The 24,697-nt window shown below is 60.3% G+C and carries 24 protein-coding genes and 1 pseudogene; 10 read left to right on the forward strand and 15 right to left on the reverse strand.

Translation table 11 applies throughout. The annotated features are described in order from the left end of the window. Both TU73_RS05340 and TU73_RS05345 read left to right on the forward strand, forming a co-directional pair. The coding region (locus TU73_RS05340; RefSeq protein WP_156421191.1) for an integrase core domain-containing protein at positions 1 to 479 on the forward strand (479 nt) is incomplete at its 5' end. A gap of 503 nt (positions 480 to 982) precedes the next feature. Beyond that, a complete protein-coding gene (locus TU73_RS05345; protein WP_057011336.1) occupies positions 983 to 1,633 on the forward strand; it encodes a TetR/AcrR family transcriptional regulator in 651 nt (216 codons plus the stop codon). Between the two features lie 39 nt (positions 1,634 to 1,672). Here TU73_RS05345 and TU73_RS05350 read toward each other — a convergent pair whose 3' ends face one another. The 8 genes from TU73_RS05350 to TU73_RS05385 all read right to left on the reverse strand — a co-directional run bounded on the left by TU73_RS05350 (position 1,673) and on the right by TU73_RS05385 (position 8,918). Further along, positions 1,673 to 1,888, reverse strand: coding sequence for a TOBE domain-containing protein (locus TU73_RS05350; RefSeq protein ID WP_003176783.1), 216 nt, complete (start codon positions 1,886 to 1,888; stop codon positions 1,673 to 1,675). A gap of 28 nt (positions 1,889 to 1,916) precedes the next feature. Further along, on the reverse strand, positions 1,917 to 2,723 hold the full coding sequence (gene ssuB, locus TU73_RS05355; RefSeq protein WP_057011337.1) for an aliphatic sulfonates ABC transporter ATP-binding protein: 807 nt from the start codon (positions 2,721 to 2,723) through the stop codon (positions 1,917 to 1,919). Further along, on the reverse strand, positions 2,720 to 3,508 hold the full coding sequence (gene ssuC, locus TU73_RS05360; RefSeq protein ID WP_043046979.1) for an aliphatic sulfonate ABC transporter permease SsuC: 789 nt from the start codon (positions 3,506 to 3,508) through the stop codon (positions 2,720 to 2,722). Before ssuC ends, ssuB begins: the two co-directional genes overlap by 4 nt. 9 nt (positions 3,509 to 3,517) lie before the next feature. Next, complete coding sequence (gene ssuD / locus TU73_RS05365; protein WP_043046978.1) at positions 3,518 to 4,666, reverse strand: FMNH2-dependent alkanesulfonate monooxygenase; 1,149 nt, start codon at positions 4,664 to 4,666, stop codon at positions 3,518 to 3,520. Positions 4,667 to 4,691: 25 nt separating this feature from the next. Beyond that, the gene (locus TU73_RS05370; protein WP_057011338.1) at positions 4,692 to 5,660 is read right to left on the reverse strand and encodes a sulfonate ABC transporter substrate-binding protein; all 969 of its coding nucleotides are present in this window, start codon (positions 5,658 to 5,660) and stop codon (positions 4,692 to 4,694) included. A gap of 94 nt (positions 5,661 to 5,754) precedes the next feature. Next, entirely contained in the window at positions 5,755 to 6,348 is a 594-nt protein-coding gene (gene ssuE / locus TU73_RS05375) for an NADPH-dependent FMN reductase (RefSeq protein ID WP_043046976.1), read from the reverse strand. Positions 6,349 to 6,664: 316 nt separating this feature from the next. Further along, positions 6,665 to 7,303 (reverse strand): peroxiredoxin, encoded by a 639-nt coding sequence (locus TU73_RS05380; protein WP_003213910.1) that lies wholly within the window; start codon positions 7,301 to 7,303, stop codon positions 6,665 to 6,667. A gap of 274 nt (positions 7,304 to 7,577) precedes the next feature. Continuing rightward, a complete protein-coding gene (locus tag TU73_RS05385; protein WP_057011339.1) occupies positions 7,578 to 8,918 on the reverse strand; it encodes an OprD family porin in 1,341 nt (446 codons plus the stop codon). A 433-nt stretch (positions 8,919 to 9,351) separates the two neighbouring features. Here TU73_RS05385 and TU73_RS29590 point away from each other — a divergent pair. Then, a pseudogene (locus TU73_RS29590) lies at positions 9,352 to 9,741 on the forward strand (ABC transporter substrate-binding protein); the annotation flags it as partial. A 240-nt stretch (positions 9,742 to 9,981) separates the two neighbouring features. Here TU73_RS29590 and argA read toward each other — a convergent pair. After that, positions 9,982 to 11,280 carry an amino-acid N-acetyltransferase gene (gene argA / locus TU73_RS05395; RefSeq protein WP_057011340.1) on the reverse strand — a complete coding sequence of 433 codons (1,299 nt, stop codon included), beginning with the start codon at positions 11,278 to 11,280 and terminating at the stop codon, positions 9,982 to 9,984. Positions 11,281 to 11,413: 133 nt separating this feature from the next. Then, a complete protein-coding gene (gene argE, locus TU73_RS05400; protein WP_057011341.1) occupies positions 11,414 to 12,562 on the reverse strand; it encodes an acetylornithine deacetylase in 1,149 nt (382 codons plus the stop codon). Positions 12,563 to 12,720: 158 nt separating this feature from the next. Here argE and TU73_RS05405 point away from each other — a divergent pair, with 158 nt between their 5' ends. Further along, positions 12,721 to 14,088, forward strand: a complete 1,368-nt coding sequence (locus TU73_RS05405) for a CYTH domain-containing protein (protein ID WP_057011342.1) — start codon at positions 12,721 to 12,723, stop codon at positions 14,086 to 14,088. Between the two features lie 84 nt (positions 14,089 to 14,172). On the opposite strand, the gene TU73_RS05410 is transcribed toward TU73_RS05405, so the two are convergent. Further along, a complete protein-coding gene (locus TU73_RS05410) occupies positions 14,173 to 14,643 on the reverse strand; it encodes an Lrp/AsnC family transcriptional regulator (protein ID WP_043046970.1) in 471 nt (156 codons plus the stop codon). A gap of 127 nt (positions 14,644 to 14,770) precedes the next feature. Here TU73_RS05410 and TU73_RS05415 point away from each other — a divergent pair, with 127 nt between their 5' ends. The 6 genes from TU73_RS05415 (at position 14,771) to TU73_RS05440 (ending at position 20,031) form a co-directional block, all read left to right on the forward strand. After that, complete coding sequence (locus tag TU73_RS05415; protein ID WP_057011343.1) at positions 14,771 to 15,109, forward strand: hypothetical protein; 339 nt, start codon at positions 14,771 to 14,773, stop codon at positions 15,107 to 15,109. 83 nt (positions 15,110 to 15,192) lie between these two features. Continuing rightward, the gene (locus TU73_RS05420; protein WP_057011344.1) at positions 15,193 to 16,887 is read left to right on the forward strand and encodes a GspE/PulE family protein; all 1,695 of its coding nucleotides are present in this window, start codon (positions 15,193 to 15,195) and stop codon (positions 16,885 to 16,887) included. Positions 16,888 to 16,963: 76 nt separating this feature from the next. After that, positions 16,964 to 17,884, forward strand: coding sequence for an SPFH domain-containing protein (locus TU73_RS05425; RefSeq protein ID WP_057011345.1), 921 nt, complete (start codon positions 16,964 to 16,966; stop codon positions 17,882 to 17,884). A gap of 10 nt (positions 17,885 to 17,894) precedes the next feature. Then, entirely contained in the window at positions 17,895 to 18,341 is a 447-nt protein-coding gene (locus TU73_RS05430; protein WP_057011346.1) for an NfeD family protein, read from the forward strand. A gap of 68 nt (positions 18,342 to 18,409) precedes the next feature. Then, on the forward strand, positions 18,410 to 18,724 hold the full coding sequence (locus TU73_RS05435) for a DUF2388 domain-containing protein (protein ID WP_034116324.1): 315 nt from the start codon (positions 18,410 to 18,412) through the stop codon (positions 18,722 to 18,724). A gap of 164 nt (positions 18,725 to 18,888) precedes the next feature. Continuing rightward, positions 18,889 to 20,031 (forward strand): DegT/DnrJ/EryC1/StrS family aminotransferase, encoded by a 1,143-nt coding sequence (locus TU73_RS05440; protein WP_057011347.1) that lies wholly within the window; start codon positions 18,889 to 18,891, stop codon positions 20,029 to 20,031. A gap of 125 nt (positions 20,032 to 20,156) precedes the next feature. Here the strand turns inward: TU73_RS05440 and gcvH are convergent, their stop codons facing one another. The 4 genes from gcvH to TU73_RS05460 all read right to left on the reverse strand — a co-directional run bounded on the left by gcvH (position 20,157) and on the right by TU73_RS05460 (position 24,612). Continuing rightward, a complete protein-coding gene (gcvH, locus tag TU73_RS05445) occupies positions 20,157 to 20,537 on the reverse strand; it encodes a glycine cleavage system protein GcvH (RefSeq protein ID WP_057011348.1) in 381 nt (126 codons plus the stop codon). Positions 20,538 to 20,591: 54 nt separating this feature from the next. Then, complete coding sequence (gene gcvT, locus TU73_RS05450; protein WP_057011349.1) at positions 20,592 to 21,674, reverse strand: glycine cleavage system aminomethyltransferase GcvT; 1,083 nt, start codon at positions 21,672 to 21,674, stop codon at positions 20,592 to 20,594. A 156-nt stretch (positions 21,675 to 21,830) separates the two neighbouring features. After that, on the reverse strand, positions 21,831 to 23,447 hold the full coding sequence (locus tag TU73_RS05455; protein WP_057011350.1) for an ABC transporter permease: 1,617 nt from the start codon (positions 23,445 to 23,447) through the stop codon (positions 21,831 to 21,833). Between the two features lie 160 nt (positions 23,448 to 23,607). Next, the gene (locus TU73_RS05460; RefSeq protein WP_057011351.1) at positions 23,608 to 24,612 is read right to left on the reverse strand and encodes an extracellular solute-binding protein; all 1,005 of its coding nucleotides are present in this window, start codon (positions 24,610 to 24,612) and stop codon (positions 23,608 to 23,610) included. Positions 24,613 to 24,697: the final 85 nt, after the last annotated feature.

Consider the following 24,697-nt stretch of genomic DNA (forward strand, 5'->3'; position numbering starts at 1 on the left):
GCGTGATCAATGAGAAGTGCCTGCGTGAGCCCTTGGTGTTGCACTCTGATAACGGAGCGCCAATGAAATCGGTGACGCTGTTAAGCAAAATGTATGAGCTGGGCATCACGCCTTCTCGCGGTCGTCCACGCGTAAGCAATGACAACCCGTACTCGGAATCACTGTTTAGGACACTGAAGTACTGCCCGCAATGGCCCTTGGAAGGCTTCGCCAGCTTGGACGCTGCGCGGACTTGGGTGAGGGATTTTATGCGGTGGTACAACAGCGAACACCGGCACAGCCGGATCCGCTTCGTCACCCCATCAGAGCGCCATGGAGGGAAAGATCATCAGATCCTGGCACTGCGCCATGAGCTGTATGAGCGGGAGCGCCGGAAAAGACCTGAACGGTGGTCAGGACAAACACGTAACTGGGAACCGGTAGGAACGGTGCTGCTGAATCCAGATCGGGAACAGCAGACCGAACAAAAAGCGGCATAGCAGAACGGTTGACGCGACAACTACCTTGAAAAACGCCGCTTGCTTTTGATCTTCGGCGCCCCGTTAAACCACGCTGGCCGGAATTCGACAGGGGTTTGGGGGGTAAACCGGCAGGGATGCCGGTTTAGCCGCCCCGCGCCATGGATGGCGCGTGGCGGCGACCTCCCAAATCACTGGCGAATTACGGGCACACCGAGCCTGAGCGAGGTGCCGAGTGGTGGGGCAAGAGCCTTTTGGTTACTTTTGGGCTCTTTTCAAAAGTGACCCGCTGTAAAAGCGGAACCAATAGCAGCCATTACCGCAGGAACGGATATGTACGCGATCTGACCCGAGATCCTGGTCGGCTTTAAGGCCGCCTTCGCAGGCAAGCCAGCTCCCACATTTGACCGCGTTTCAACCTTGAAATGCGATCCACTGTGGGAGCTGGCTTGCCTGCGATAGCGGCCTGGCAGACAACACACCTTCCTGCTCATACAATGCCCGCTGCCTTGTAGGAGACTTCCATGCCCACTCGCCCCGCCCCGCCTCGCAAACCCCGCGCCCGCAGCCAGGCCCGGATCGATGCGATCCTTGAAGCCGCCCGCACCTTGCTGGCCACCGAAGGCGTGGCGAGTTTGTCGATCTACAGCGTGGCCGAACGAGCACAGATTCCACCGTCGTCGGTGTATCACTTTTTCGCCAGTGTGCCGGCGTTACTGGAGGCGTTGACTGCTGACGTTCACGCCGCCTTCCGTGCCGCCATCCAGGCGCCCATCGAGCATGAGTCACTCAGGCACTGGCGTGACCTGTCCTGCATCGTTGAACAACGCATGCTCACCGTTTATGACAAGGACGCTGCTGCACGCCAGTTGATCCTGGCCCAGCACGGGCTGACCGAAGTCACCCAGGCCGATCGTCAGCATGACCTGGAGCTGGGGGACTTGATGCTGGAGGTGTTCAACCGCCACTTCGAAGTGCCGAGCTTGCCCAAGGACGTGGATGTATTTGCCCTGGCGCTGGAGCTGAGCGACCGCGTGTATGCGCGCTCGGTGCATCAGCATGGGCTGATCACGCCGCGTATGGCGGAAGAAGGGATGAGGGTGTTTGATGCCTATGTGGGGCTTTATTTGCCGGCGTATCTGCCCAAGCGGCGAGCCTGGACCGGCCTCATTTGATCGTTCCCACGCTCTGCGTGGGAACGATCAGTGGGGTTATCACAACTTGGCAATCGACACCTCAGTGGATTTCACAAAAGCAATCACTTCACTGCCAATCACCAGCTCCAGCTCTTTCACCGAACGCGTGGTAATCACCGAAGTGACGATGCCGGACGCAGTCTGCACATCGATTTCCGACAGCACATCGCCGACCACGATTTCCTTGATGGTGCCTTTGAACTGGTTACGCACGTTGATAGCTTTGATAGTCATGGTGTTGTTCCTTCTAAGGACAAGTGGGTTATTGCGCCCAACGCAATTGCGTCGGCAGCGGTGAAACAGGTTCGGGTTCCGGTGGTGAGCCGGGCAGCGACAGCACACGGTTGAGTACTTCGGCTTCCAGAGCGGCCAGGCGGTGTGAACCCCGGGCCCGAGGGCGTGGCAGGTCGACATTCAGGTCGAGGCCGATTTCGCCGTCCTCAATCAGAATCACCCGGTCGGCAATTGCCACGGCCTCGCTGACGTCGTGGGTCACCAGCAGCACAGTAAAGCCGTGCTTCTGCCAGAGGTTTTCGATCAGTTGCTGCATCTCGATGCGGGTCAGGGCATCCAGCGCCCCCAGCGGCTCGTCGAGCAACAGCAGGCGCGGTTGGTGGATCAACGCACGGGCCAGTGCCACACGCTGCTTCTGGCCACCAGACAAGGCCGCCGGCCATTCATTGGCGCGCTCGGCCAGGCCCACCGCTTCCAAGGCTTGCAGCGCTCGAGGGCGCCAGTTGCCCGTGAGGCCAAGGCCGACGTTGTCGATGATCTTTTTCCACGGCAGCAAACGCGCTTCCTGGAACATCAACCGCGTGTCTTCAATGGCCTCGTGCAGCGGCGCGGAGCCGGCCAGCAGCTCGCCGCCACTGGCTTTGTCCAGGCCCGCCAACAGGCGCAGCAAGGTACTTTTGCCGCAGCCACTGCGACCGACCACGGCCACGAACTGCCCCGCCGGGATATGCAGATCAATCTCTTTGAGCACTTCCCGCACACCAAAGGCCTTGCGCAACTTGCGCACCGCCAGCGGAATGCCTTTCAACAGGCGTGGAGGTTGTTGAGCGGTCATGCCGCACCTCCTTTATTCACTTGATAAGCAGGGTGCCAGCGCAGCCACACACGTTCCAGGCCACGGGCGGCCAGGTCGGCGAGTTTGCCGAGGATGGCGTACATGACGATGGCCAGCACCACCACGTCGGTTTGCAGGAATTCACGGGCATTCATCGCCAGGTAGCCGATACCGGAGCTGGCCGAAATGGTTTCCGCCACGATCAGCGTCAGCCACATAAAGCCCAGGGCAAAACGCACGCCCACCAGGATCGACGGCAGTGCGCCCGGCAGGATCACTTGCCAGAACAGGCTGAACCCGGACAAGCCGTAGCTGCGCGACATTTCCACCAGCGCCGGGTCAACGTTGCGGATGCCGTGGTAGGTGTTCAGGTAAATCGGGAACAACGTGCCCAGGGCCACCAGGAAAATCTTCGCGGTTTCGTCAATGCCGAACCACAGGATCACCAGCGGGATCAGCGCCAGGTGCGGCACGTTACGAATCATCTGCACAGAGCTGTCCAGCAAGCGCTCGCCCCACTTCGACAACCCGGTGATAAAGCCCAGGGCCAAACCTATGCTGCCGCCGATCACAAAGCCCAGGCCAGCACGCCAGCCGCTGATAGCCAGGTGGGTCCAGATTTCGCCGCTGACCACCAGGTTGACCCCGGCTTCGATCACCGCACTCGGCGCTGGCAGGATGCGCGTCGACAGCCAACCCGCCGAGACTGACAGCTGCCACACCGCCAACAACAAGATCGGCAGCACCCAGGGCGCCACGCGATGACTGAATTTTTCAAAGTCCATGGCGGCGCCTCAACTCTGTGACGCAGCTTTGGGAAGGATATCGTTGGCGACCATCTCGCCGAACGGGCTGACGTAGCCAGCGCTTTTCGGCAACTCGGGACGTTCGATATCCAAATGCGGGAACAACAGCTCGGCGACCCGATAAGACTCTTCCAGGTGCGGATAACCGGAGAAGATAAAGGTATCGATGCCCAGGTCCGCGTATTCCTTGACCCGTGCTGCAACCGTCGGACCATCGCCGACCAGCGCAGTCCCGGCACCGCCCCGCACCAGGCCGACGCCGGCCCACAGGTTGGGGCTGACTTCCAGGTTGTCACGGCTGCCGCCATGCAAGGCCGCCATGCGTTGCTGGCCGACCGAGTCGAAGCGCGCCAGGGATGCCTGGGCGCGGGCGATGGTGTCGTCGTCCAGATGGGAGATGAGTTTGTCGGCGGCCTTCCAGGCCTCTTCGTTGGTCTCGCGCACAATCACATGCAGGCGAATGCCGAAGCGCAGGGTACGTCCGAGTTTTTCGGCCTTGGCGCGAACCTGGGCGATTTTTTCCGCGACCGCAGCCGGGGGCTCGCCCCAGGTCAGCACCATTTCCACCTGTTCGGCTGCCAGGTCCTGGGCGGCTTCGGAGGAACCACCGAAGTACAGCGGCGGGCGTGGTTGCTGGATTGGCGGGTAAAGCAACTTGGCGCCTTTGACGCTGATGTGCTCGCCGTCGTAGTCCACGGTTTCGCCCTCCAGCACCCGGCGCCAGATGCGGGTGAATTCCACCGAGGCCTGGTAGCGCTCTTCGTGGCTGAGGAACAAGCCGTCGCCGGCCAGCTCTTCGGGGTCACCGCCGGTGACCAGGTTGAACAACGCGCGCCCCCCGGACAAGCGGTCCAGGGTTGCAGCCTGGCGTGCGGCCACCGTCGGGGAAATGATCCCGGGGCGCAGCGCGACGAGGAATTTCAAGCGCTGGGTCACTGGAATCAGCGAGGCCGCCACCAGCCACGAGTCTTCGCAGGAACGACCGGTGGGAATCAACACTCCACCGAAACCCAGGCGGTCAGCGGCCTGGGCCACTTGTTGCAGGTAGCCGTGGTCGACGGCGCGAGCGCCTTCGGCGGTGCCAAGGTAATGGCCGTCGCCATGGGTAGGCAGGAACCAGAAAATATTGAGGCTCATGGAGTTGTCTCCTGAAGAAGTCGAATTACGGCGCTTTGGCAACCGCGGCGGGTGGCGTCCAGATCACGTCCTTGATGCTCAAGGGCTTGGGGATCAATTTGAGTTGGTAAAAGGTGTCGGCGATTTTTTGCTGGGCGGCGACTACTTCGGGCGTCAGGAACAGCGCGCCGTAACCCTGGCGTTTCACCGAGGTCAGGGTGATGTCGGGCGGCAGGCCCAGCAGTGGTGCGACTTGCTCGGTGACCTGCTGAGGGTTGGCCTTGGACCACTCGCCCACTGCGCGCACTTCTTCCACCAATGCCTTGATCACTTCAGGGTGTTGCTCGGCATAGGGCTTGGTGGCAAGGTAGAACTGATGGTTGTCGGCGATGCCGGTGCCGTCGCGCAGGGTACGGGCCTGCAGTTGATTCTCGGCGGCAGCCTGGTAGGGGTCCCAGATCACCCAGGCGTCCACGCTGCCGCGCTCGAATGCGGCGCGGGCATCAGCGGGCGGCAGGAATACCGTCTTCACGTCGGTGTAGTTGAGGCCGGCATCTGCCAGGGCACGCACCAGCAGGTAATGCACGTTGGAGCCTTTGTTGAGCACGACCTTTTTGCCCTTCAACTCGGCCACCGATTTGATCGGCGAGTCCTTGGGCACCAGGATCGCTTCGCTGGTGGGCGCTGGCGGTTCGTAGGCGACATAGAGCAGATCAGCGCCGGCAGCCTGGGCAAAGACCGGCGGGGTTTCGCCGGTGACGCCGAAGTCGATGGCGCCGACGTTCAGGCCCTCCAGCAACTGCGGGCCGCCGGGGAACTCGGTCCACTGCACCTGCACGCCCTGGGCGGCGAGGCGTTTTTCCAGGGAGCCCTTGGCCTTGAGCAGCACCAGGGTGCCGTACTTCTGATAACCGATCCGCAGGGTCTCGGCGGCTTGGGCTTGAACAATGGCGCCGAAGGACACAGCCGCAGCAAACAGTGCGACCAGACCACGACGCAAGATGACAGTGCGCATGGCGCTCTCTCCACAGTTGCGATTAGGGTTTTGGCTGCACCTGCTTGGCCGTTGGCGGCTGAGTAAGGTGAGTGTTTCTCGATATTGGTAAGGCTCAGATGCTCCAGCGAGCGCTCAACAAACGTTCATTCAATACATCTGGGTCCAGTGGTTTCGGGCGCCGGGCCATGGCGCTGTAGAGCTGTTCCAGGGCCTCGTGCAAACGCTGCTCCAGCACTGGCACCAGTTGCGCCTGGACGCTGCCTTCGCCATAGGCGATCTGGCTGTCTTCGGCAAAGATACCGTGGAGCAATTCCTGGGCTTTGAGGGCCGACAACACCGGCTTCAAGGCGTAGTCCACCGCCAGCATGTGGGCGATGCTGCCCCCGGTGGCTATTGGCAACACCACCTTATGGGCCAGGGCGCGTTCGGGCAGCAGGTCCAACACGGTTTTCAACGCGCCGGAAAACGACGCTTTGTACACCGGCGTGGCGATCACCAGGCCGTCGGCATTGGCCACCTGTTGCAGCAGGTCGATGACTTTAGGGCTGTCGAAGCGCGCATGCAGCAAGTCCTCGGCCGGGAAGTCCCGTATCTGGTAACTCACCACTTCCACGCCCTGGCGTTGCAGCCACTGACGGGTTTTATCCAGCAGCACCCCGGAGCGGGAACGCTGGCTGGGACTGCCTCCAAGTGTTACGACCAGCATGTAGGGAATTCCTCAAGCAAGTGTCGGCGCTTCGCCGTGTGGCGATGGCGCCAAGATGGGACAGACCTTAGCAGCAGATTTATATATCTATAAATCTTATTTATTCATTTGTTTATTCCATAAATACATAAGCATTTGATCAGTCGCCAGGCGAAAAAAAAGCCGTCGAAACGGCCTGAAAACCCCTGCTGTGTGAGACGGTTTGCAACTGGAAATATGTATTGCCTATAAGACCCTATCGCGGGCAAGCCCGGCTCCCACAGTGGACCGCATTCCCCTGTGGGAGCCGGGCTTGCCCGCGATAGCGATATCAGCCTTAACGGTTAGGCTGCGGTGTAAGGCGCAGATAAGGCTTCACCGCACGATAGCCTTTGGGAAAGCGTTTCTTGATCTCTTCCTCATCCTTGAGCGACGGCACGATCACTACTTCATCCCCATCCTGCCAGTTGGCCGGGGTAGCGACCTTGTGGTTGTCGGTCAGTTGCAATGAGTCGATCACCCGCAGGATTTCATGGAAGTTACGCCCGGTGCTGGCCGGGTAGGTGATGGTCAGGCGGATCTTCTTGTTCGGGTCGATCACGAACAAGGAGCGCACGGTAAGGGTGTCACTGGCGTTCGGATGGATCAGGTCGTAGAGGTCCGAGACCTTGCGATCGGCATCGGCCAGGATCGGGAAGTTGACGATGGTGTTCTGGGTTTCGTTGATGTCTTCGATCCACTTGTGGTGCGAATCCACCGGGTCTACCGACAGGGCGATGGCCTTGACGCCACGTTTAGCGAATTCGTCCTTGAGCTTGGCAGTGAAGCCCAGCTCGGTAGTGCACACCGGAGTGAAGTCCGCCGGATGGGAAAACAGCACACCCCAGCTGTCTCCCAGCCATTCGTGGAAACGAATCTTGCCGGCGCTGGAATCCTGTTCGAAGTCGGGGGCGATGTCGCCCAGTCGTAGGCTCATGGTGTAGCTCCTGGTGAGTGCTTATGGAGCCCACTGTGCATGGATCTGGGATTATTTAAAAAGAATAAATATCGATTTATTTAGACGATAAAGGAATATTAAAAATGTGTTCACTGGACTTGGGTACAAGCGGGGATCAACATTGTTTTCAAGGTTCGAGAAGGCCTTGAGACGCTGTAAAAAGAGGGGTTCAGGAAGGGCTTGCGGGGGTTGAGCCCGACTTGAAAAAGCAACACACCTTGCCCGGCATTGCGCCGGGCGAGGTTTTACAGGCTTACAACAGCGGGATCGAGTAGCTGACGATCAGGCGGTTTTCGTCCTGGTTACGCGTGCTGGCGATATCGCTGCGCCACATAGCGTTTTTCCACGCCACGCCAACGTTCTTCAGCGGACCTTCCGGTACGACGTAGGCAACAGTGATGTCACGTTCCCACTCGGACTGGCCGGTGAACTCGGTACGGTTGCCGGAAACGGTGTCGATATGATCACCTTTCAGGTAAACCACACCAGCGGTCAGACCAGGTACACCAACCTTGGCGAAGTCGTAGGAGTAGCGAGCTTGCCAGGTACGCTCGCCGGCACGGGCGAACTTCTGGATCTGCATGTCAGTGGTGATGTAGGCCGACGAGCCGTCACCCTGGTTCAGCCAAGGGAAGTCGCTGCTGCCATTGCTGACCTGGTAACCGCCACCGAAAGTGTGGCCGGCAACCGAATACAGGAACAGGCCGCTGTACAGGTTGTTGTCGACTTTGCCACGACCGGAGTTGACGCCACCGTAGTTACCTGTTGAGAAGTAGGCGGACTGGTTGCCGTTGTTACCGTCGTCGGAGCTGTTGAAGTAACGCAGGTCAGACTTCAGCACGCCAGGGCCGATAGCCCAGTTGTGGGTCAGGCCCAGGAAGTGTTGCTTGTAGAAATCTTCCAGGTTGCCGTAGTAGTACTGGGCGGTCAGGTCCTTGGTGATCTTGTAGTCACCACCGGCGTAGTAGAACTTGTTGCTCGAACGCCAGTTCGCACCACGGCTGTTGGCCCCGGAGATGGACAGGCTTTCATTGTTGCTGGAGTTACGGCCCTTGGCTTTTTCGATCTGGCCGGCGACCAAGGTCAGGTCCTTGATGTCGCTGGAGGTGATCTGGCCACCCTGGAAGGTCTGCGGCAGCATACGACCATCGTTGGTGACGATGACCGGCAGCTTGGGCTGCAAGGTACCCAGCTTCAGTTCGGTCTGGGAGATCTTGGCCTTGGCGGTCAGGCCCAGGCTCGAGTAGTTATCAACGGCTTCGCCATTGGACTTGCTCGGGAAGATAGTGCCGCCGTAAGAGCTGGCAGTCGCGCCGTTGGTGCCGCCGCCGGAATCCAGGCGAACACCCAGCAGGCCGATAGCGTCAAGACCGAAGCCAACGGTGCCTTGGGTATAACCGGAGATGAAACGCAGATCGAAGCCTTGGCCCCACTCTTCGTTCTTGTTTGCACCAGCGCCTTCGCGGTTATCGGTGTTGATGTAAAAGTTACGCAGGCCCAGTGTGGCCTTGCTGTCTTCGATGAAACCGGCGGCGCCTGCTTGCTGGGCGATTGCGCCCAATGCTACAGCCACAGCCAAGGTGGACTTCTTCATGTACCGCTCCTCTCATTTCTAATTTTTGTATTTCTTTGGTCCCGGGTCTGACGCCCTGGATCCACAGATGCGCGATTAGCGCCAGATAGTGACTGCCAAGTCAATCGTAACCTTGTATGTCTACTACCTTGGTCTAATCGCAGTTGATTTGGTCCCTGCAGGGTAATGAGTTTTTCATACACCCAAAAAGAATTATTTCATTCTTTTTCATACGATCCAGGAATAAGACTTTCCATGCAGCAGACGGGTCAGGATAGACGCTCCGCTCCATAAGCTAATTCCTAAAGGGTATTTACCAGTGCTTTTTTAGATCGATTAGTGTGACCGCACGGTTGCATACGTCACTCACGATCAAAAAGGCGACGCCATCATGGCCAAACGCACATCCTCCCGTCAATTTGTTACAGTTTTTGTATCGCTAATACTTTCTTTTAGTGTCAGTGCCGCCGATTTAACCGTCGGCTATCAAACCGGCATCGACCCCAGCAAAGTCCCCCAAGTCGACGGCCTCTATGAAAAAACCATTGGCGAGAAAATCGCCTGGCGCCGGTTCAACAGCGGACCGGAGGTGGTCACGGCCATTGCCTCGGGCGATGTACAAATCGGCAACCTTGGTTCCAGCCCCCTCGCCGCAGCCGCTTCGCGCAATCTACCCATCGTCGCGTTTATCGTATCGGCACAGATCAACGCTTCTGAAGCCTTGGTAGTGCGCAATGGCAGTGGCATCGACAAACCCACAGACCTGATCGGCAAAACCATCGCCACGCCCTTCGTCTCAACCTCCCATTACAGCCTGCTCGGTGCGCTGAAGCATTGGGACGTTCCCGGATGCACAGGCGCAGCAAACCGATGCGCTGCTTAAAGGCGGCACGGCGAAGGCGATTGGGGAGACGGCGAAGTTCTTGAAGGAGCAAGGCAAGGTGGAGACGGTGTTGCCGGACTATTCAGCGTATGTGACCGACAAATTTATCAGCCGCTAAGCAGATCAAATGTGGGAGGGGGCTTGCTCCTGATAGCGGTGGGTCAGTTAACACCGCTATCGGGAGCAAGCCCCCTCCCACATTTACAACGCCTTCTCGAAGATCTTGGAGTTGCGCTGATAGTTGTAAAGAGACGCCCGCGCCGACGGCAGCCGGTCCACGCTGCTCGGCACAAACCCGCGCTCTCGGAACCAGTGGGCGGTACGGGTGGTGAGTACGAACAATGTTTTCAACCCCTGGGCCCGGGCTCGGGTCTCAATGCGCTCCAGCAGTTCATCGCCGCGCCCACCGTGGCGATATTCAGGGTTAACCGCCAGGCAAGCCAACTCCCCCGCATCCGACTCCGCGATCTGGTAGAGCGCTGCGCAGGCGATGATCATGCCTTCGCGCTCGACCACGCTGAACTGTTCGATCTCACGCTCCAGCACTTCCCGCGAGCGCCGTACCAGGATGCCCTGCTCTTCCAACGGGCTGATCAGGTCGAGCAAGCCGCCGACGTCTTCAATCGCCGCTTCGCGCACCAGCTCGAATTGTTCCTGGGCCACCAGCGTACCGCCACCGTCCCGGGTGAACAGCTCGGTGAGCAAGGCGCCGTCTTCGGCATAGCTGACAATATGGCTGCGCCCCACTCCACCCCGGCAGGCTTGCGCGGCGGCGTCGAGCAGCTCGGCTTGATAGTTGCTGCCCAGGCGTTGCAGGTGCGCTGGCACTTGCTGTGGGCGCAGCTCACGCACCAGGCGACCGTTTTCATCGATCAGGCCCAGGTCGGCACCAAACAACAGCAGCTTGTCGGCGCCCAAATCGATGGCGGCGCGGGTGGCGACGTCTTCGCAGGCCAGGTTGAAGATCTCACCGGTGGGCGAATAACCCAATGGCGACAGCAGCACGATGGAACGCTCGTCCAGCAGGCGATTGATGCCCTTGCGGTCGACCCGGCGCACTTCGCCGGTGTGATGGTAGTCGACGCCCTCAAGCACACCGATCGGCCGCGCGGTCACCAGGTTGCCGCTGGCCACCCGCAGGCGCGAGCCCTGCATCGGCGAAGAGGCCATGTCCATGGACAGGCGCGCTTCAATGGCGATACGCAAATGGCCTACTGCGTCGATCACGCACTCCAGCGTTGCCGCATCGGTGATACGCAAGCCTTCGTGGTAAGCCGGGGTCAGGCCGCGGGCCTGCAGGCGGGTTTCAATCTGTGGGCGCGAACCGTGTACCAACACCAGCCGCACACCCAGGCTGTGGAGCAGCACCAGGTCGTGGACGATATTGCCGAAGTTGGGGTGGTCCACACCATCGCCGGGCAGCATGACCACAAAGGTGCAGTCGCGGTGGGCGTTGATGTAGGGCGAAGCGTGGCGAAGCCAATTGACGTATTCGGGCATGGAACCTGGGCCTGTAATAAAAAGCAGCCGAAAAAGGATGAGTCGAAAAAACGCACAGCGGGCTGATGGTTATCGTCGGAACAGGCTTGGCGACACGCTCGCTCTCCTTATGTACGAATGGGCAAAGGTTAATTTATGCAGGTTTCAGGCAGTAATGTTCGACCAGTTCCCGCAATAGACGCACTGTAGGCGTCAAGCGTGACATTTCGAGGTACTCGCCCGGCTGGTGGGCACAGGCGATGTCGCCGGGGCCAAGCACCAGGGTTTCACAACCAAGGCGCTGAAGATAAGGCGCTTCGGTGCCGAACGCTACTGCTTCGGCACGATGACCGGTCAAACGTTCCGCCACCCGCACCAACTCGGCGTCTTCGGGCTGCTCGAAAGGCGGCACTTCGGGAAACAAAGGCGCGTAATCGATCTTGACCTTGTGGCGCTCGGCCAGGGGTTCAAGCTTTTGCCGGATCGCCGCACGCAGCACCTCGGGGTCCATGCCCGGCAAAGGGCGCAGGTCGAACTCCAGGGAACACTGGCCGCAGATGCGGTTGGGGTTGTCGCCGCCGTGGATGCAGCCGAAGTTCAGGGTCGGTTGCGGCACGCTGAATTGCGCATTGCGATACTCGCGCTGCCAGGCCAGGCGCAGGCCACGCAATTCGCCCATGGCATCGTGCATGGCTTCGAGGGCGCTGTGGCCCAGGCTTGGGTCCGACGAGTGGCCGCTGCGGCCGAGGATGTCGATGCGTTCCATCATCACGCCCTTGTGCAGTCGGATCGGCTTGAGGCCCGTCGGCTCACCAATCACCGCCGCCCGCCCCAGAGGCCGCCCCGCCTCGGCCAGGGCGCGAGCACCGGACATGGAGCTTTCCTCGTCACAGGTGGCGAGGATCAGCAGCGGCTGCTTGAACGGCTGGTCCAGCAACGGCAACACCGCTTCAATGGCCAGGGCAAAAAAACCCTTCATGTCGCAACTGCCCAGTCCTACCCAGCGGCCATCGACTTCCGTCAGCTTGAGCGGATCGGTCTTCCACAGCGCCGCATCATAAGGAACCGTATCGCTATGACCCGCCAGCACTAAGCCACCGGGGCCGCTGCCGAAACTGGCGAGCAGATTGAATTTGCCAGGGCTGACTTGCTGGATATCGATGGCGAACCCCAGATCGCCCAACCAAGCGGCGAGCAGATCGATCACCGGGCGGTTGGTCTGGTCGAGCGACGCTTGGGTGCAACTCACCGACGGTGCGGCGATCAAGGCGGCGAACTGCTCTTTCATGGACGGTAACGGCATGCGCGGTCTCCCAACTTCCCGGATGAAGCTCACTATAGAGGCATCTGCACGACACAATAAACCGTTGCGGCACGTTGCCGGGCTCAGTCCTGTACACTGCACGACCTTGGCAGCCACACTTTTCCCCGGCTGCGCTCCCGATCCTGGATTTTCCGGCCATGCAGAAAGAAACCGAAATCAAGCTCCGCGTCAGCCGCGAAACACTCGCCGCGCTGCGTGAGCACCCGCTACTGAAAAAACGCAACAAAAGTGGCTGGGAACGCCGAGAGTTGATGAACCAGTACTTCGACACTCCCGAGCGCGACCTGGCCCAGGCCAAGGTTGCCCTGCGCCTGCGCAAGGACGGTGACGACGTCATCCAGACCCTCAAGACCCGTGGCCAAAGCGTCGCCGGCTTGTCCGAACGCAACGAGTACAACTGGGACCTGCCTAAAGCCAAGCTCGACGTGAAGAAACTCGACGGCGAATGCTGGCCCGAGCAACTGGCCGAGCTGGACAAGAAAACCCTCAAGCCGATCTTCACCACCGACTTCGTCCGCGAACGCGCCGAAATCGCCTGGGGCCGCGGCAAGGCCAAGGTGGTGATCGAAGCCGCCCTGGACCTGGGCCATGTGGTGGCCGGCAAGCAGAAGGAAGAAATCTGCGAGCTGGAACTGGAACTGCGCGAAGGCGAACCCGCAGCCCTGCTGGAACTGGCCGCCGAACTGGCCGCGACCCTGGCGCTGATGCCCTGTGACATCAGCAAGGCCGAGCGTGGCTATCGCCTGTACGACGCCAGCAGCTACTCCCTGAGCCTGCCTGCGCCGCAGATCCACGCCGAAATGCCGCTGGACGATGCTTTCGCCGCAATCATGTGGCACCTGCTGGGCAGCAGCCAGCGCCTGGCCGAGCAATACCGTTTCAACGGCCACTGGCGCCTGCTGCAGGACTGGGTCGAAAACCTCGGCGAACTGCGCGCCCTGATCGGCAGCCTCGGCCAGGCCGCCCCGCGTCAGTCCACCAGCGAGCTGCGCAGCGCCCTGGATGCACTGCTGGAAGACTGGCGCCCGCTGGTCCAGGCCGGTGACGACGATGAAGACATTCGTAAAGCCGCACCGGAGCAGTTCGTCGAAGAGTTGACCGACGTGCGCTGGGGCCTGTTCTCACTGAACACCTCGCGCTGGCTGCTGGCCCGCACCTGGACCGCCGAGCGTAACGTGCGCGGTAACCGCCAGGGCGCTGCGCAAATCACCAACTGGCTGCCACGCCTGTTGGCCGACGACGCCGTCGCCCTGCAGCTGCCACGTTACCAGCAACAGCCGGAAGACCTGGCCGAGCAACTGCCGCGCATCGAACGCATCCAGGCCTGGCTGCACCATGCGCGTCATGTGGTGGACATTCCAGAACTGGACCGCTTGTACGGTGAGCTGAACAAGCTGGCGCACCTGGCTAACCAGCCGATTACCGATGAGTCGCTGGATGCGCGTATGCATCAGGCGATTGCGGTGTATCAAAATCGGGCCTGGAAGACGCTTCTGCGCCTGTAATATCGCCATCGGGAGCAAGCCCCTTCCCACATTGGAATGCACTCCAACGTGGGAGGGGACTTGCCCCCGACGGGGCCCTCCCTGTCAGCGCAATACTGGCAGGCTGGTAGTGGACTTGATCTCCGACAACGCCACAATCGAATTGACCTCCTGGATCCCCGGCACCATCGACAACTTGTCAAAGAAAAACCGTTCGTACGCCTCGATGTCCGACGCGACGATACGCAGCAGAAAATCCACCGCTCCCATCAGCACATAGCACTCCAGCACCTCCGGAAACCCACGGATCGCCTCGGTGAACTCGGTGAAGTTGGAGCGGCCATGGGCATTGAGTTTGACCTCGGCGAAAATCTGCGTGTTAAGCCCGATTTTCTTGCGGTCCAGCAAGGTGACCTGGCCGCGGATCACCCCCTCCTCCTTGAGCCGCTGAATGCGCCGCCAACAGGGAGACTGCGACAGGCCGACCTGCTCGGCGATCTGTGCGCTGGAGAGCGAGGCATCCTCTTGCAGCAGGGCCAGGATGCGGCGGTCATAGACGTCCAACTCGCTGTGCATATAAATACCTGTAAATAAGCTTATTTTGAATTGATCGATTTGATTAACCACAAAAGAAGCTCATCTTAGATAAGAATTCTCCCGACACGAATGTAAAAATTTCTCCAGTCGAATCTGGAGAGTCAGCATGCATGCCGTCGAAACCACCCACCCTGCCACGCGCGTCGATGCCTGGGCCGTCAACAGCGCCCATTGCCAGGCGCACTATCGCATCGTCGCCGAAGCGGAACCGGACGTGCTGTGCCGGGTGCTGAACTATTTTGCGCTGCAGTTCCTGACCCCTGCCCAGGTCAGTGTGAGCCGGGCAGCCGACCTGCTGAACATCGATATCGTGATGGACGGCCTGAGTTGGCACCGCGCCCAAGTGATCGGTGAAAAGATTCGAAACCTGATCAGCGTGTGCGCCTTGGAGCTGTGGCCGGCTGATTCCGAGCGGCCTCAAGCGCTGGCCGTAAGTGCTGGGTAACAGCCTGCAAAACACCCAGGGAGGAGGAATTTCAGGGGTTGGCTAGCCTGGGATTACGTCCCAAACCTCCCAGGAAAACCTGCATGTCCGTTGCCTCCCGCGATTACCCCTTGGAACTGCATCAATTGTTGCCGGCATTGATCGAGCAAGGGCTGATCACGGCGCAGGCGGCGCAAAACGTTTCGGCAGCGCCCTGCAGCCTGCATCCTCTGGAATGCATCGCGGCCGAAGGCCCTTGCCTTGAGACCTTGATCCAATGGCTGGCCCGGCATGTCGGCCAGCCTTACCTGCGCATCGACCCGTTGCAGATCGACGTAGCGGCGGTGGTGCCCCTGATGTCCCATGCCTTCGCCCAACGCCACGGCATCCTTGCAGTGGCCGTGGATGCGCAGAGCGTCACGGTCGCCAGCGCCCAGCCCCATGTCAGCGCCTGGGAAGCCGGGCTCGCCCAGGTACTCAAGCGTTCGATCAAGCGCGTCGTTGCCAACCCCCGGGATATCCAGCGCTGCATCAACGAGTTTTACCGCCTGGCCAAGTCAGTCAGTGGCGCCGATCAAAAGATGGCGACGCCCGGCAACGTCGAATTGCTTAGCCTCGGCGCCAGCGACAAGGAGCCGGATGCCAATGACGCCCATATCGTCAACATCGTCGACTGGCTGTTGCAGTACGCCTTTGCCCAACGGGCCAGCGATATCCACATCGAGCCCTGCCGCGAGCAGGGCCGGGTACGCTTTCGCATTGATGGGCTGTTGCACGACGTCTATCAATTTCCGCCTCAGGTCACCAAGGCGGTGGTCAGCCGCTTAAAAAGCCTCGGGCGAATGAATGTGGCTGAGAAGCGCAAGCCCCAGGATGGCCGCGTCAAGACCAGGAACCCGGCGGGCGTCGAGGTGGAGTTGCGCCTGTCGACCCTGCCGACGGCGTTTGGCGAAAAGCTGGTGATGCGGATTTTTGACCCCCAGGTATTGCTCAAAAATTTCGACCAGTTGGGCTTGTCGAGCACAGACCAGCAGCGCTGGCACGCCATGACCCAGCAAGCCAATGGAATCATCCTGGTCACAGGCCCGACCGGCTCGGGCAAGACCAGCACCCTCTACACCACCCTCAAGCAACTGGCGACCCGAGAGATCAACCTATGCACGGTGGAGGACCCGATCGAAATGGTCGAGCCGGCCTTCAACCAGATGCAGGTGCAGCACAACATCGACCTGACCTTCGCCAGCGGCATCCGCGCTCTGCTGCGCCAGGACCCCGACATCATCATGATCGGCGAAATCCGCGACCAGGAAACCGCAGAGATGGCGATCCAGGCCGCGTTGACGGGGCACTTGGTGCTCTCGTCCCTGCATACCAACGACGCGCCCAGCGCCATCAGCCGGTTACAGGAGCTGGGTATTGCTCATTATTTGATCAAAGCTACGCTGATAGGCGTTATGGCGCAGCGCCTAGTGCGGGTGTTGTGTACCCACTGCAAGCGCCCGGCAAAACTGGAAGACGTTGGCGGCTACGAGGCCGTCGGCTGTGTGGAATGCCGTGACAGCGGTTATCGAGGCCGAGCCGGGCTCTACGAAATCATGCCCATGGACCCGGCGCTCAAGGCAATGGTCACCCCGGGCACCGACATACAGGCGCTGCGCCGTGGCGCACTGGCCCAAGGGATGAACAGCCTACGCATGGCCGGCATCGATAAAGTGCAGGCCGGCCTGACCACGATGACGGAGGTCTTACGGATCACACCTGGGGATCCGGAAACAATTCCTTTGTTTGTTGGGCCGTGAAACCGTCTTTATTCGTGACCAGACCGTTACAATCGTCCTAATGTCGTTCACTGACACCTTCAGATAGGGAATCGTTATGCAGATCGGAACCGTACTGCTTCTTTTCGTGGGCCTGGCCATCGCCATCCTGTTCATGGGCTTCAAAGTGGTGCCCCAAGGCTACCAGTGGACCGTCGAACGTTTCGGTCGCTACACCAACACCCTCAAGCCCGGCCTGAACATCATCATCCCGGTCATGGACCGCATCGGTCGCAAGATCAACGTGATGGAAAGCGTGCTGGATATCCCGCCCCAGGAAGTCATCACGGCCGACAACGCCACTGTGCAGATCGATGCCGTGTGCTTCTTCCAGGTGGTCAACACCGCCCAGGCCGCCTACGAGGTCAACAACCTCGAACATGCCATCCGCAACCTGCTGCAAACCAATATCCGTACCGTACTCGGCTCCATGGAGCTGGATGCCATGCTGAGCCAGCGCGACGGTATCAACGAAAAACTGCTGCGCACCGTGGATGAAGCCACCGCGCCGTGGGGTATCAAGATCACCCGTATCGAGATTAAGGACATCAGCCCGCCCGCCGACCTGATGGCGGCCATGTCCGGCCAGATGAAAGCCGAGCGGATCAAGCGGGCACAGATCCTCGAAGCCGAGGGCCTGCGAGCGTCGGCGATCCTGACGGCCGAAGGCAAGAAGCAAGCGCAGATCCTCGAAGCCGAAGGTAGCCGCCAGGCGGCGTTCCTGGAGTCCGAAGCCCGTGAACGCCAGGCCGAAGCCGAAGCCCGGGCGACACAAGTGGTGTCGGAGGCAATCGCGTCGGGTAACGTGCAGGCGGTGAACTACTTCGTCGCGCAAAAGTACATCGATGCCCTGGGCAAGCTGGCATCGGCCAACAACAGCAAAGTCATCCTTATGCCGCTGGAAGCCAGCCAGGTGATTGGCGCCGTGGGTGGTATCGGCGAGATCGTCAAAGCAACTTTCGGCAACCAGAAAGTCTGAGGCGATCACTATGTGGGAGTTCCTGCTGCATTTGTCGTTCTGGGATTGGTTGGCGCTGGGCACCGTGCTGTTGATTCTCGAGGTGTTCGGTGCCGGAGGTTACCTGCTGTGGATGGGTATCGCCGCCGCCGTTGTGGGCGTAATCAAGTTCCTGGTGCCGCCACTCGGGCTGGAATGGCAACTGCTGCTGTTTGCCGTGTTGTCAATATTGACCGCGGTGTACTGGTGGAAACGCCAGCGCAGCAGTGCCAAGGCCAGCGATCAACCGGGGCTGAATGAGCGTGGTACCGAGTTGATTGGGCGCACCTTCGTGGTGCATCAGGCCATTGTGGATGGCCGTGGCAAGGTCAAGGTCGGCGATGGGGTATGGATGGTCACTGGCGCCGACACGCCTGCAGGCGCTCAAGTACGCGTGGTTGGCCGGGAAGGGGTGATTTTAAAGGTTGAAACTGTTTAGTCAGTGATGGAACTCGATTGGCTTAACTACAATCAAAACGTACAGATAACCCACCGGAGTCACCCATCATGCGTCTCAAATATGCTGTCGCCACCCTCGCTGTGCTTTCCCTTCCTGTCGGCTCAGCCATGGCCGATAGCTTCTGGCGTAATGTCATCTCGTCGGGCGCCACCACCGGCTCGACTTACCTGACCTTTAAGGACCACAAGCTGGTCGTTGCCGCCCAGGATGATGCAGGCAGCTTCGTTGCCAGCGACGGCGGCATTCGCGGCCCGTACCTGGAAGCGGCCATGCAGAAAGTCCGCGCCGATAACCCTGGCCTCAAGGCCACGGACATGGAGCTGGCCAACGCCATCCTCGCGAAGAATGCCGTAGCCGAGTAACCATGCCCGATAAAAATGCCGCTTTTACAAGCGGCATTTTTTTGCCTGCACGCTGACGAATCGTTCATGAGCGACAGGCTATATTCAGTCTCGCCGTGCAACCATGCGTTACTGACTCGCCTATTAGTACCTGTCGCCTACCTGAAACGGATGCCCTCTTCGACATGAGCCAACTGCCCTTCCTGCCGTTTTCCAAACCTACCATTGATGAAGCCACCATCTCGGCGGTGGGCGATGTCCTGCGTTCCGGCTGGATCACCAGCGGGCCGAAGGTGCAGGCGTTCGAAGCGCAATTGTCGGAGTACTTTGGCGGGCGCCCGGTGCGCACCTTCAATTCGGGCACCTGCACCATGGAGATCGCCTTGCGCATCGCCGGCATCGGGCCTGGGGATGAGGTCATCACTACGCCAATCTCCTGGGTTGCCACGGCCAACGTCATCCTCGAGGTAGGCGCCACGCCCGTATTTGCCGATATCGACCCGGTGACCCGCAACATTGACCTGGCCCAGGTTGAAGCGGCCATCACCCCGCGAACCAAGGCGATCATCCCGGTCTACCTGGCCGGTTTGCCCCTGGATATGCCGATGCTTTACGCGCTGGCCAACAAGTACAACCTGCGTATCGTCGAAGATGCAGCCCAGGCCCTGGGGTCCAGTTGGGATGGAGAGCGAATTGGCGCCACCGGCGACTTCGTATCGTTCAGCTTCCAGGCGAACAAGAACATCACTTCGTCCGAAGGCGGCTGCCTGGTGTTGAACAGCGCCGAGGAGGCCCGCCTGGCAGAGAAGTATCGCCTGCAGGGCGTGACCCGCAGCGGTTTCGACGGCCTGGATGTGGATGTGTTGGGCGGCAAGTTCAACATGACCGACATTGCCGCAGCCATTGGCCTGGGGCAGTTTGCGCATATCGAGAAGATCACCGCCCACCGCCAGAACCTGGCGCGCCATTACTTCAAGTGCTTTGGCAGTGATTTTGAAGAGAAATACGGCGCGCAACTACCGCCGCCGGACTTCGAAAATAGCAACTGGCACCTGTTCCAACTGGTGCTGCCGGAGCGTCACGATGGCCTGCCTGCACGTGCGACGTTCATGGAGCAGATGCAGGCCCAGGGCGTCGGCATTGGCTATCACTACCCACCCATTCACCTGCTGAGCCTGTATCGGGCGCAGGGTTTCAAGGAAGGCATGTTCCCGGTGGCAGAGCGTGTCGGGCGTTTGATCGTGTCGTTGCCGATGTTCACAGCGATGACAGAGGCGGATGTGGAGCGGGCTGTAGCGGCGGTTAAAGCCGTATTGAAAAAAGACTGATCGCTTACTGCCGGTGCAATTAAATGTGGGAGGGGGCTTGCCCCCGATAGCGGTGGGTCAGTTAAAAATATACTGACTGACACTCCGCCATCGGGGGCAAGCCCCCTCCCACATGGCCTCTGCGTTTACTCGCCGATAGCGGCTGCGTAGCCGGCAGCGTCAAGCAGCTTGTCCAGCTCAGCCGGGTTGCTTGGCTTGAGCTTGAAGATCCAGGCACCGTAAGGGTCATTGTTCAGAAGCTCCGGACTACCACCCAACTCTTCGTTGACCGCAATCACTTCTCCAGCAACCGGCGAGTAAATATCCGACGCAGCCTTCACCGACTCAACCACACCTGCGGCATCGCCCGCGGCAAACACCTTGCCAATTTCCGGCAGTTCCACAAACACCACATCGCCCAGAGCTTCCTGTGCATGGTCGGAGATGCCCACTACGATAAGATCACCCTCCTTTTTCGCCCACTCATGACTTTCGGCAAAACGCAGGTCGGCAGGGATATTGCTCATAGTCTGTGTCCTCAAGAAGAAATGTCAGCGGCCTTCGGCCTGCCAGAAAAATAGTTAGATCAAGGTTTTGCCATGGCGCACGAAGGTCGGCTTGACCACTCGCACCGGGTACCACTTGCCGCGGATTTCCACTTCGGCCCGGTCGGCAGTCGCCGTCGGCACACGCGCCAAGGCAATGGATTTGCTTAGCGTAGGCGAGAAACTACCACTGGTGATCTCTCCTTCGCCAACATTGGCGATACGAACCACCTGATGAGCCCGTAAAACCCCGCGCTCTTCAAGTACCAGCCCCACCAGTTTGAACTGCACACCGGCGGCTTTTTCTGCTTCCAGCGCGGCGCGGCCAATGAAGTTGCGCCCGGCGGGCTCCCAGGCGATGCTCCAGGCCATGTTGGCCGCCAGGGGCGAAACAGCCTGATGAATGTCCTGGCCGTACAGGTTCATGCCGGCCTCCAGGCGCAAGGTATCGCGGGCGCCGAGGCCGATAGGGGAAATGCCGGCACCCACCAGATCGTTGAAAAACCCCGGGGCCTGGTCGGCGGGCAGGACGATTTCCAGGCCATCTTCACCGGTATAGCCGGTGCGGGCGATGAACCAGTCACCGTCGGCCTGGCCTTCGAACGGCTTGAGCTGATGGATGAGGGTGCCACGGGACTGGGTCACCAGTTCAGCGATTTTCTGCCGGGCGTGGGGGCCTTGGATGGCGAGCATGGCCAACTCGGGCCGCTCTTGCAGTTGCACTTGATAGCTGCCCAATTGCCCTTGCATCCAGGCCATGTCCTGATCGCGGGTGGCGGCGTTGACCACCAGTCGGTAACCGCTTTCGGTGCGGTAGACGATCATGTCGTCCACCACCCCGCCCTGCTCGTTGAGCATGGCGCTGTACAACGCACGGCCACAGCCGTGCAATCGATCGACATCATTGGCCAACAGGTGCTGGAGCCACTCCTTGGCCTGAAGGCCGCTGACATCGATTACGGTCATATGAGATACATCGAAAACCCCGCAGTCGCGTCGCACCTGATGATGCTCTTCGACTTGCGAGCCGTAATGCAAAGGCATATCCCAACCGCCAAAATCGACCATTTTCGCGCCGAGGGCGAGATGCAGGTCATACAGAGGCGTACGCTGTCCCATGGGTTTCTCCTTCCGGGCTTGGCGAAGGTGCGCAGAGCTGCCACCTGCGCCGAACACCTTGAATTACAAGGCCCACAGGCACATACAGCAGGTCGATCCGAAATACGGAGCGCACCGAATGCCGCGCATTGTAGCCTCAAGCTGTAGGACTGGCACCTAACCGATTTGTCGGGCAGAGCGGCGAATCAGCCCGATGACCGGCAACAACCCGACCAGCACCAGGGTCAGGGCCGGTAAGGACGCCCGCGCCCATTCGCCTTCACTGGTCATTTCAAAGATCCGCACCGCCAGGGTGTCCCAGCCGAACGGGCGCATCAGCAGGGTTGCAGGCATTTCCTTGAGCACGTCGACGAACACCAGCAGCGCCGCGCTCAAGGTGCCCGGCAGTAATAACGGCAGATACACTTTGCAAAACAGTCGTGGGCCGCTCACCCCAAGGCTGCGTGCGGCTTCGGGCAGCGATGGGCGAATGCGCGCCAGGCTGCTTTCCAGCGGCCCGTACGCTACCGCCAGAAACCGCACCAGGTACGCCAACACCAATGCAGACAGGCTGCCCAGCAGCAAGGGCTTGCCCGCACCGCCCAGCCAGCCGGAGAACGGCACCACCAGCTCACGGTCAAGGTAGCTGAACGCCAGCATGATCGACACCGCCAGCACCGAGCCCGGCAAGGCATAGCCGACATTGGCCAGGCTGATGCCGGAGCGAATCGCCCGGGTCGGCGCCAGGCGGTTGGCAAAGGCCAGTACCAGCGCCACGCTGACGGTGATCAGCGCCGCGATACCGCCCAGGTAGAGGGTGTGGATGATCAGGCCGGTATAGCGCTCATCCAGGTCGAAGCGGCCGCGCTGCCAGAACCAGGCCACCAGTTGCAGCATCGGGATCACAAACGCGCAGGCGAAGACCAGGCCGCACCAGGCGCTGGCCGCAGCCGCCTTGAGCCCGCGCAGGTGGTACAACGCCTTGCCTCGTGGTCGCTCATTGCTCGGTCGGCTCGCCCCACGCGCGCGCCGTTCTCCATACAGCACCAGCATCACCACCAGCAGCAACAGGCTGGCCAGTTGAGCGGCACTGGAAAGGCTGAAAAAGCCGTACCAGGTCTTGTAGATGGCGGTGGTGAAGGTGTCGAAGTTGAATACCGAGACGGCGCCGAAATCCGCCAGGGTCTCCATCAAGGCCAAGGCCACGCCAGCACCAATCGCCGGGCGCGCCATCGGCAAGGCCACGCGCCAGAACGCTTGCCAGGGCGACTGCCCCAGCACTCGCGCCGCTTCCATCAAGCCTTTGCCTTGGGCCAAGAACGCGGTGCGCGCCAGCAGGTAGACGTAAGGGTAGAACACCAGCACCAACACGATGATCACGCCGCTGGTGGAGCGCACGCGTGGCAAACGCAATCCGCTACCGAACCATTCACGCAACAAGGTCTGCACGGGCCCTGCGAAATCCAGCAGGCCGACGAATACGAAGGCCAGCACATAAGCCGGGATCGCAAAGGGCAGCATCAGCGCCCAATCGAGCCAGCGTCGCCCGGGGAATTGGCAGAGGCTGGTCAACCAGGCCAGGCTGACGCCCAGCAGTGTCACGCCAAGACCGACACCGAGTACCAGGGTCAAGGTGTTGCCAAGCAGCCGCGGCATCTGGGTATCCCAGAGGTGGGACCATATCTGGTGGTCGATGCTTTGCCAGGACAGCAGCAGCACGCTCAGCGGCAGCAGGACCAGGGCGGCAACGGTGAAGACCGGCGGGTACCAGCGGCGTTGGGCGGGGTGGGCCAAGGAAAGCTCTCTATGAACAGACTATTCGAAGACAAACACAAAACAGTGTGGGAGGGGGCTTGCCCCCGATGGCGGAGTGTCAGTCACTGATGATTAGACTGACACTCCGCTATCGGGGGCAAGCCCCCTCCCACATTTTGATCTGATGCGATTTATATGTTTAGTTCCAGCCGGCGCGATCCATCAGGCGAATGGCCTCGGCCTGACGCTTGCCCGCCACTTCCACCGGCAATGTATCGGCCACGAACTTGCCCCAGCTCGCCACTTCCGCCGACGGCGGCACCGCCGGGTTGGCCGGGAACTCCTGGTTCACGTCGGCAAAGATTTTCTGCGCCTCAGGCGTAGTCATCCACTCCACCAGTGCCTTGGCCGCTTCCGGGTGCGGCGCGTGCTTGGTCAGGCCGATGCCCGACAGGTTCACATGCACGCCACGGTCGCCCTGGTTCGGCCAGAACAGTTTCACCGCCAGGTCCGGCTTCTGCTTGTGCAGGCGGCCGTAGTAGTAGGTGTTGACGATACCCACGTCGCACTGCCCGGCGTTGATGGCTTCCAGCACGGCAATGTCATCGGAGAACACGTCGGTGGACAGGTTGTTGACCCAGCCCTTGACGATCTCTTCGGTCCTGGCCGCGCCATGGGTTTCGATCAACGTGGCGGTCAGCGACTGGTTGTAGACTTTTTTCGCGGTACGCAGGCACAGGCGGCCTTCCCACTGCTTGTCGGCCAGGGCTTCGTAGGTGGTCAGTTCGCCCGGTTTTACCCGGTCGGTGGAATAGGCGATCGTCCGTGCACGCAGGCTCAAACCGGTCCAGGCGTGGGCCGATGAGCGATATTGCAGCGGAATATTCTTGTCGATGACGGCGGAGGTGAAGGGTTGCAGGATGCCCATCTGTTCAGCCTGCCACAGGTTGCCGGCGTCGACGGTGAGCAGCAGGTCGGCGGTGGCGTTCTCGCCTTCGGCCTTGATGCGCTGCATCAGCGGCGCTTCCTTGTCGGTGATGAACTTGACCTGCACGCCGGTCTTCTTGGTGTAGGCATCGAAAACCGGCTTGATCAGTTCGTCGATACGCGAGGAGTAGACCACCACTTCGTCGGCCGCCTGCACGGTAGTGCTGCCGATCAGGGTGAGTGCCAGGGCAGTCAGGAGGCGCTTGGGTGCCAACATGGGTGCGGTCTCTCTCATTTGCAAATTGAGGGCAAATGATAAGGACTCACATTTGGTAACGCTCGGTGGAGGCGTTACCAGATGT

It is taken from the genome of Pseudomonas libanensis, from assembly GCF_001439685.1.
Classification (GTDB): Bacteria; Pseudomonadota; Gammaproteobacteria; order Pseudomonadales; family Pseudomonadaceae; genus Aquipseudomonas; species Aquipseudomonas libanensis.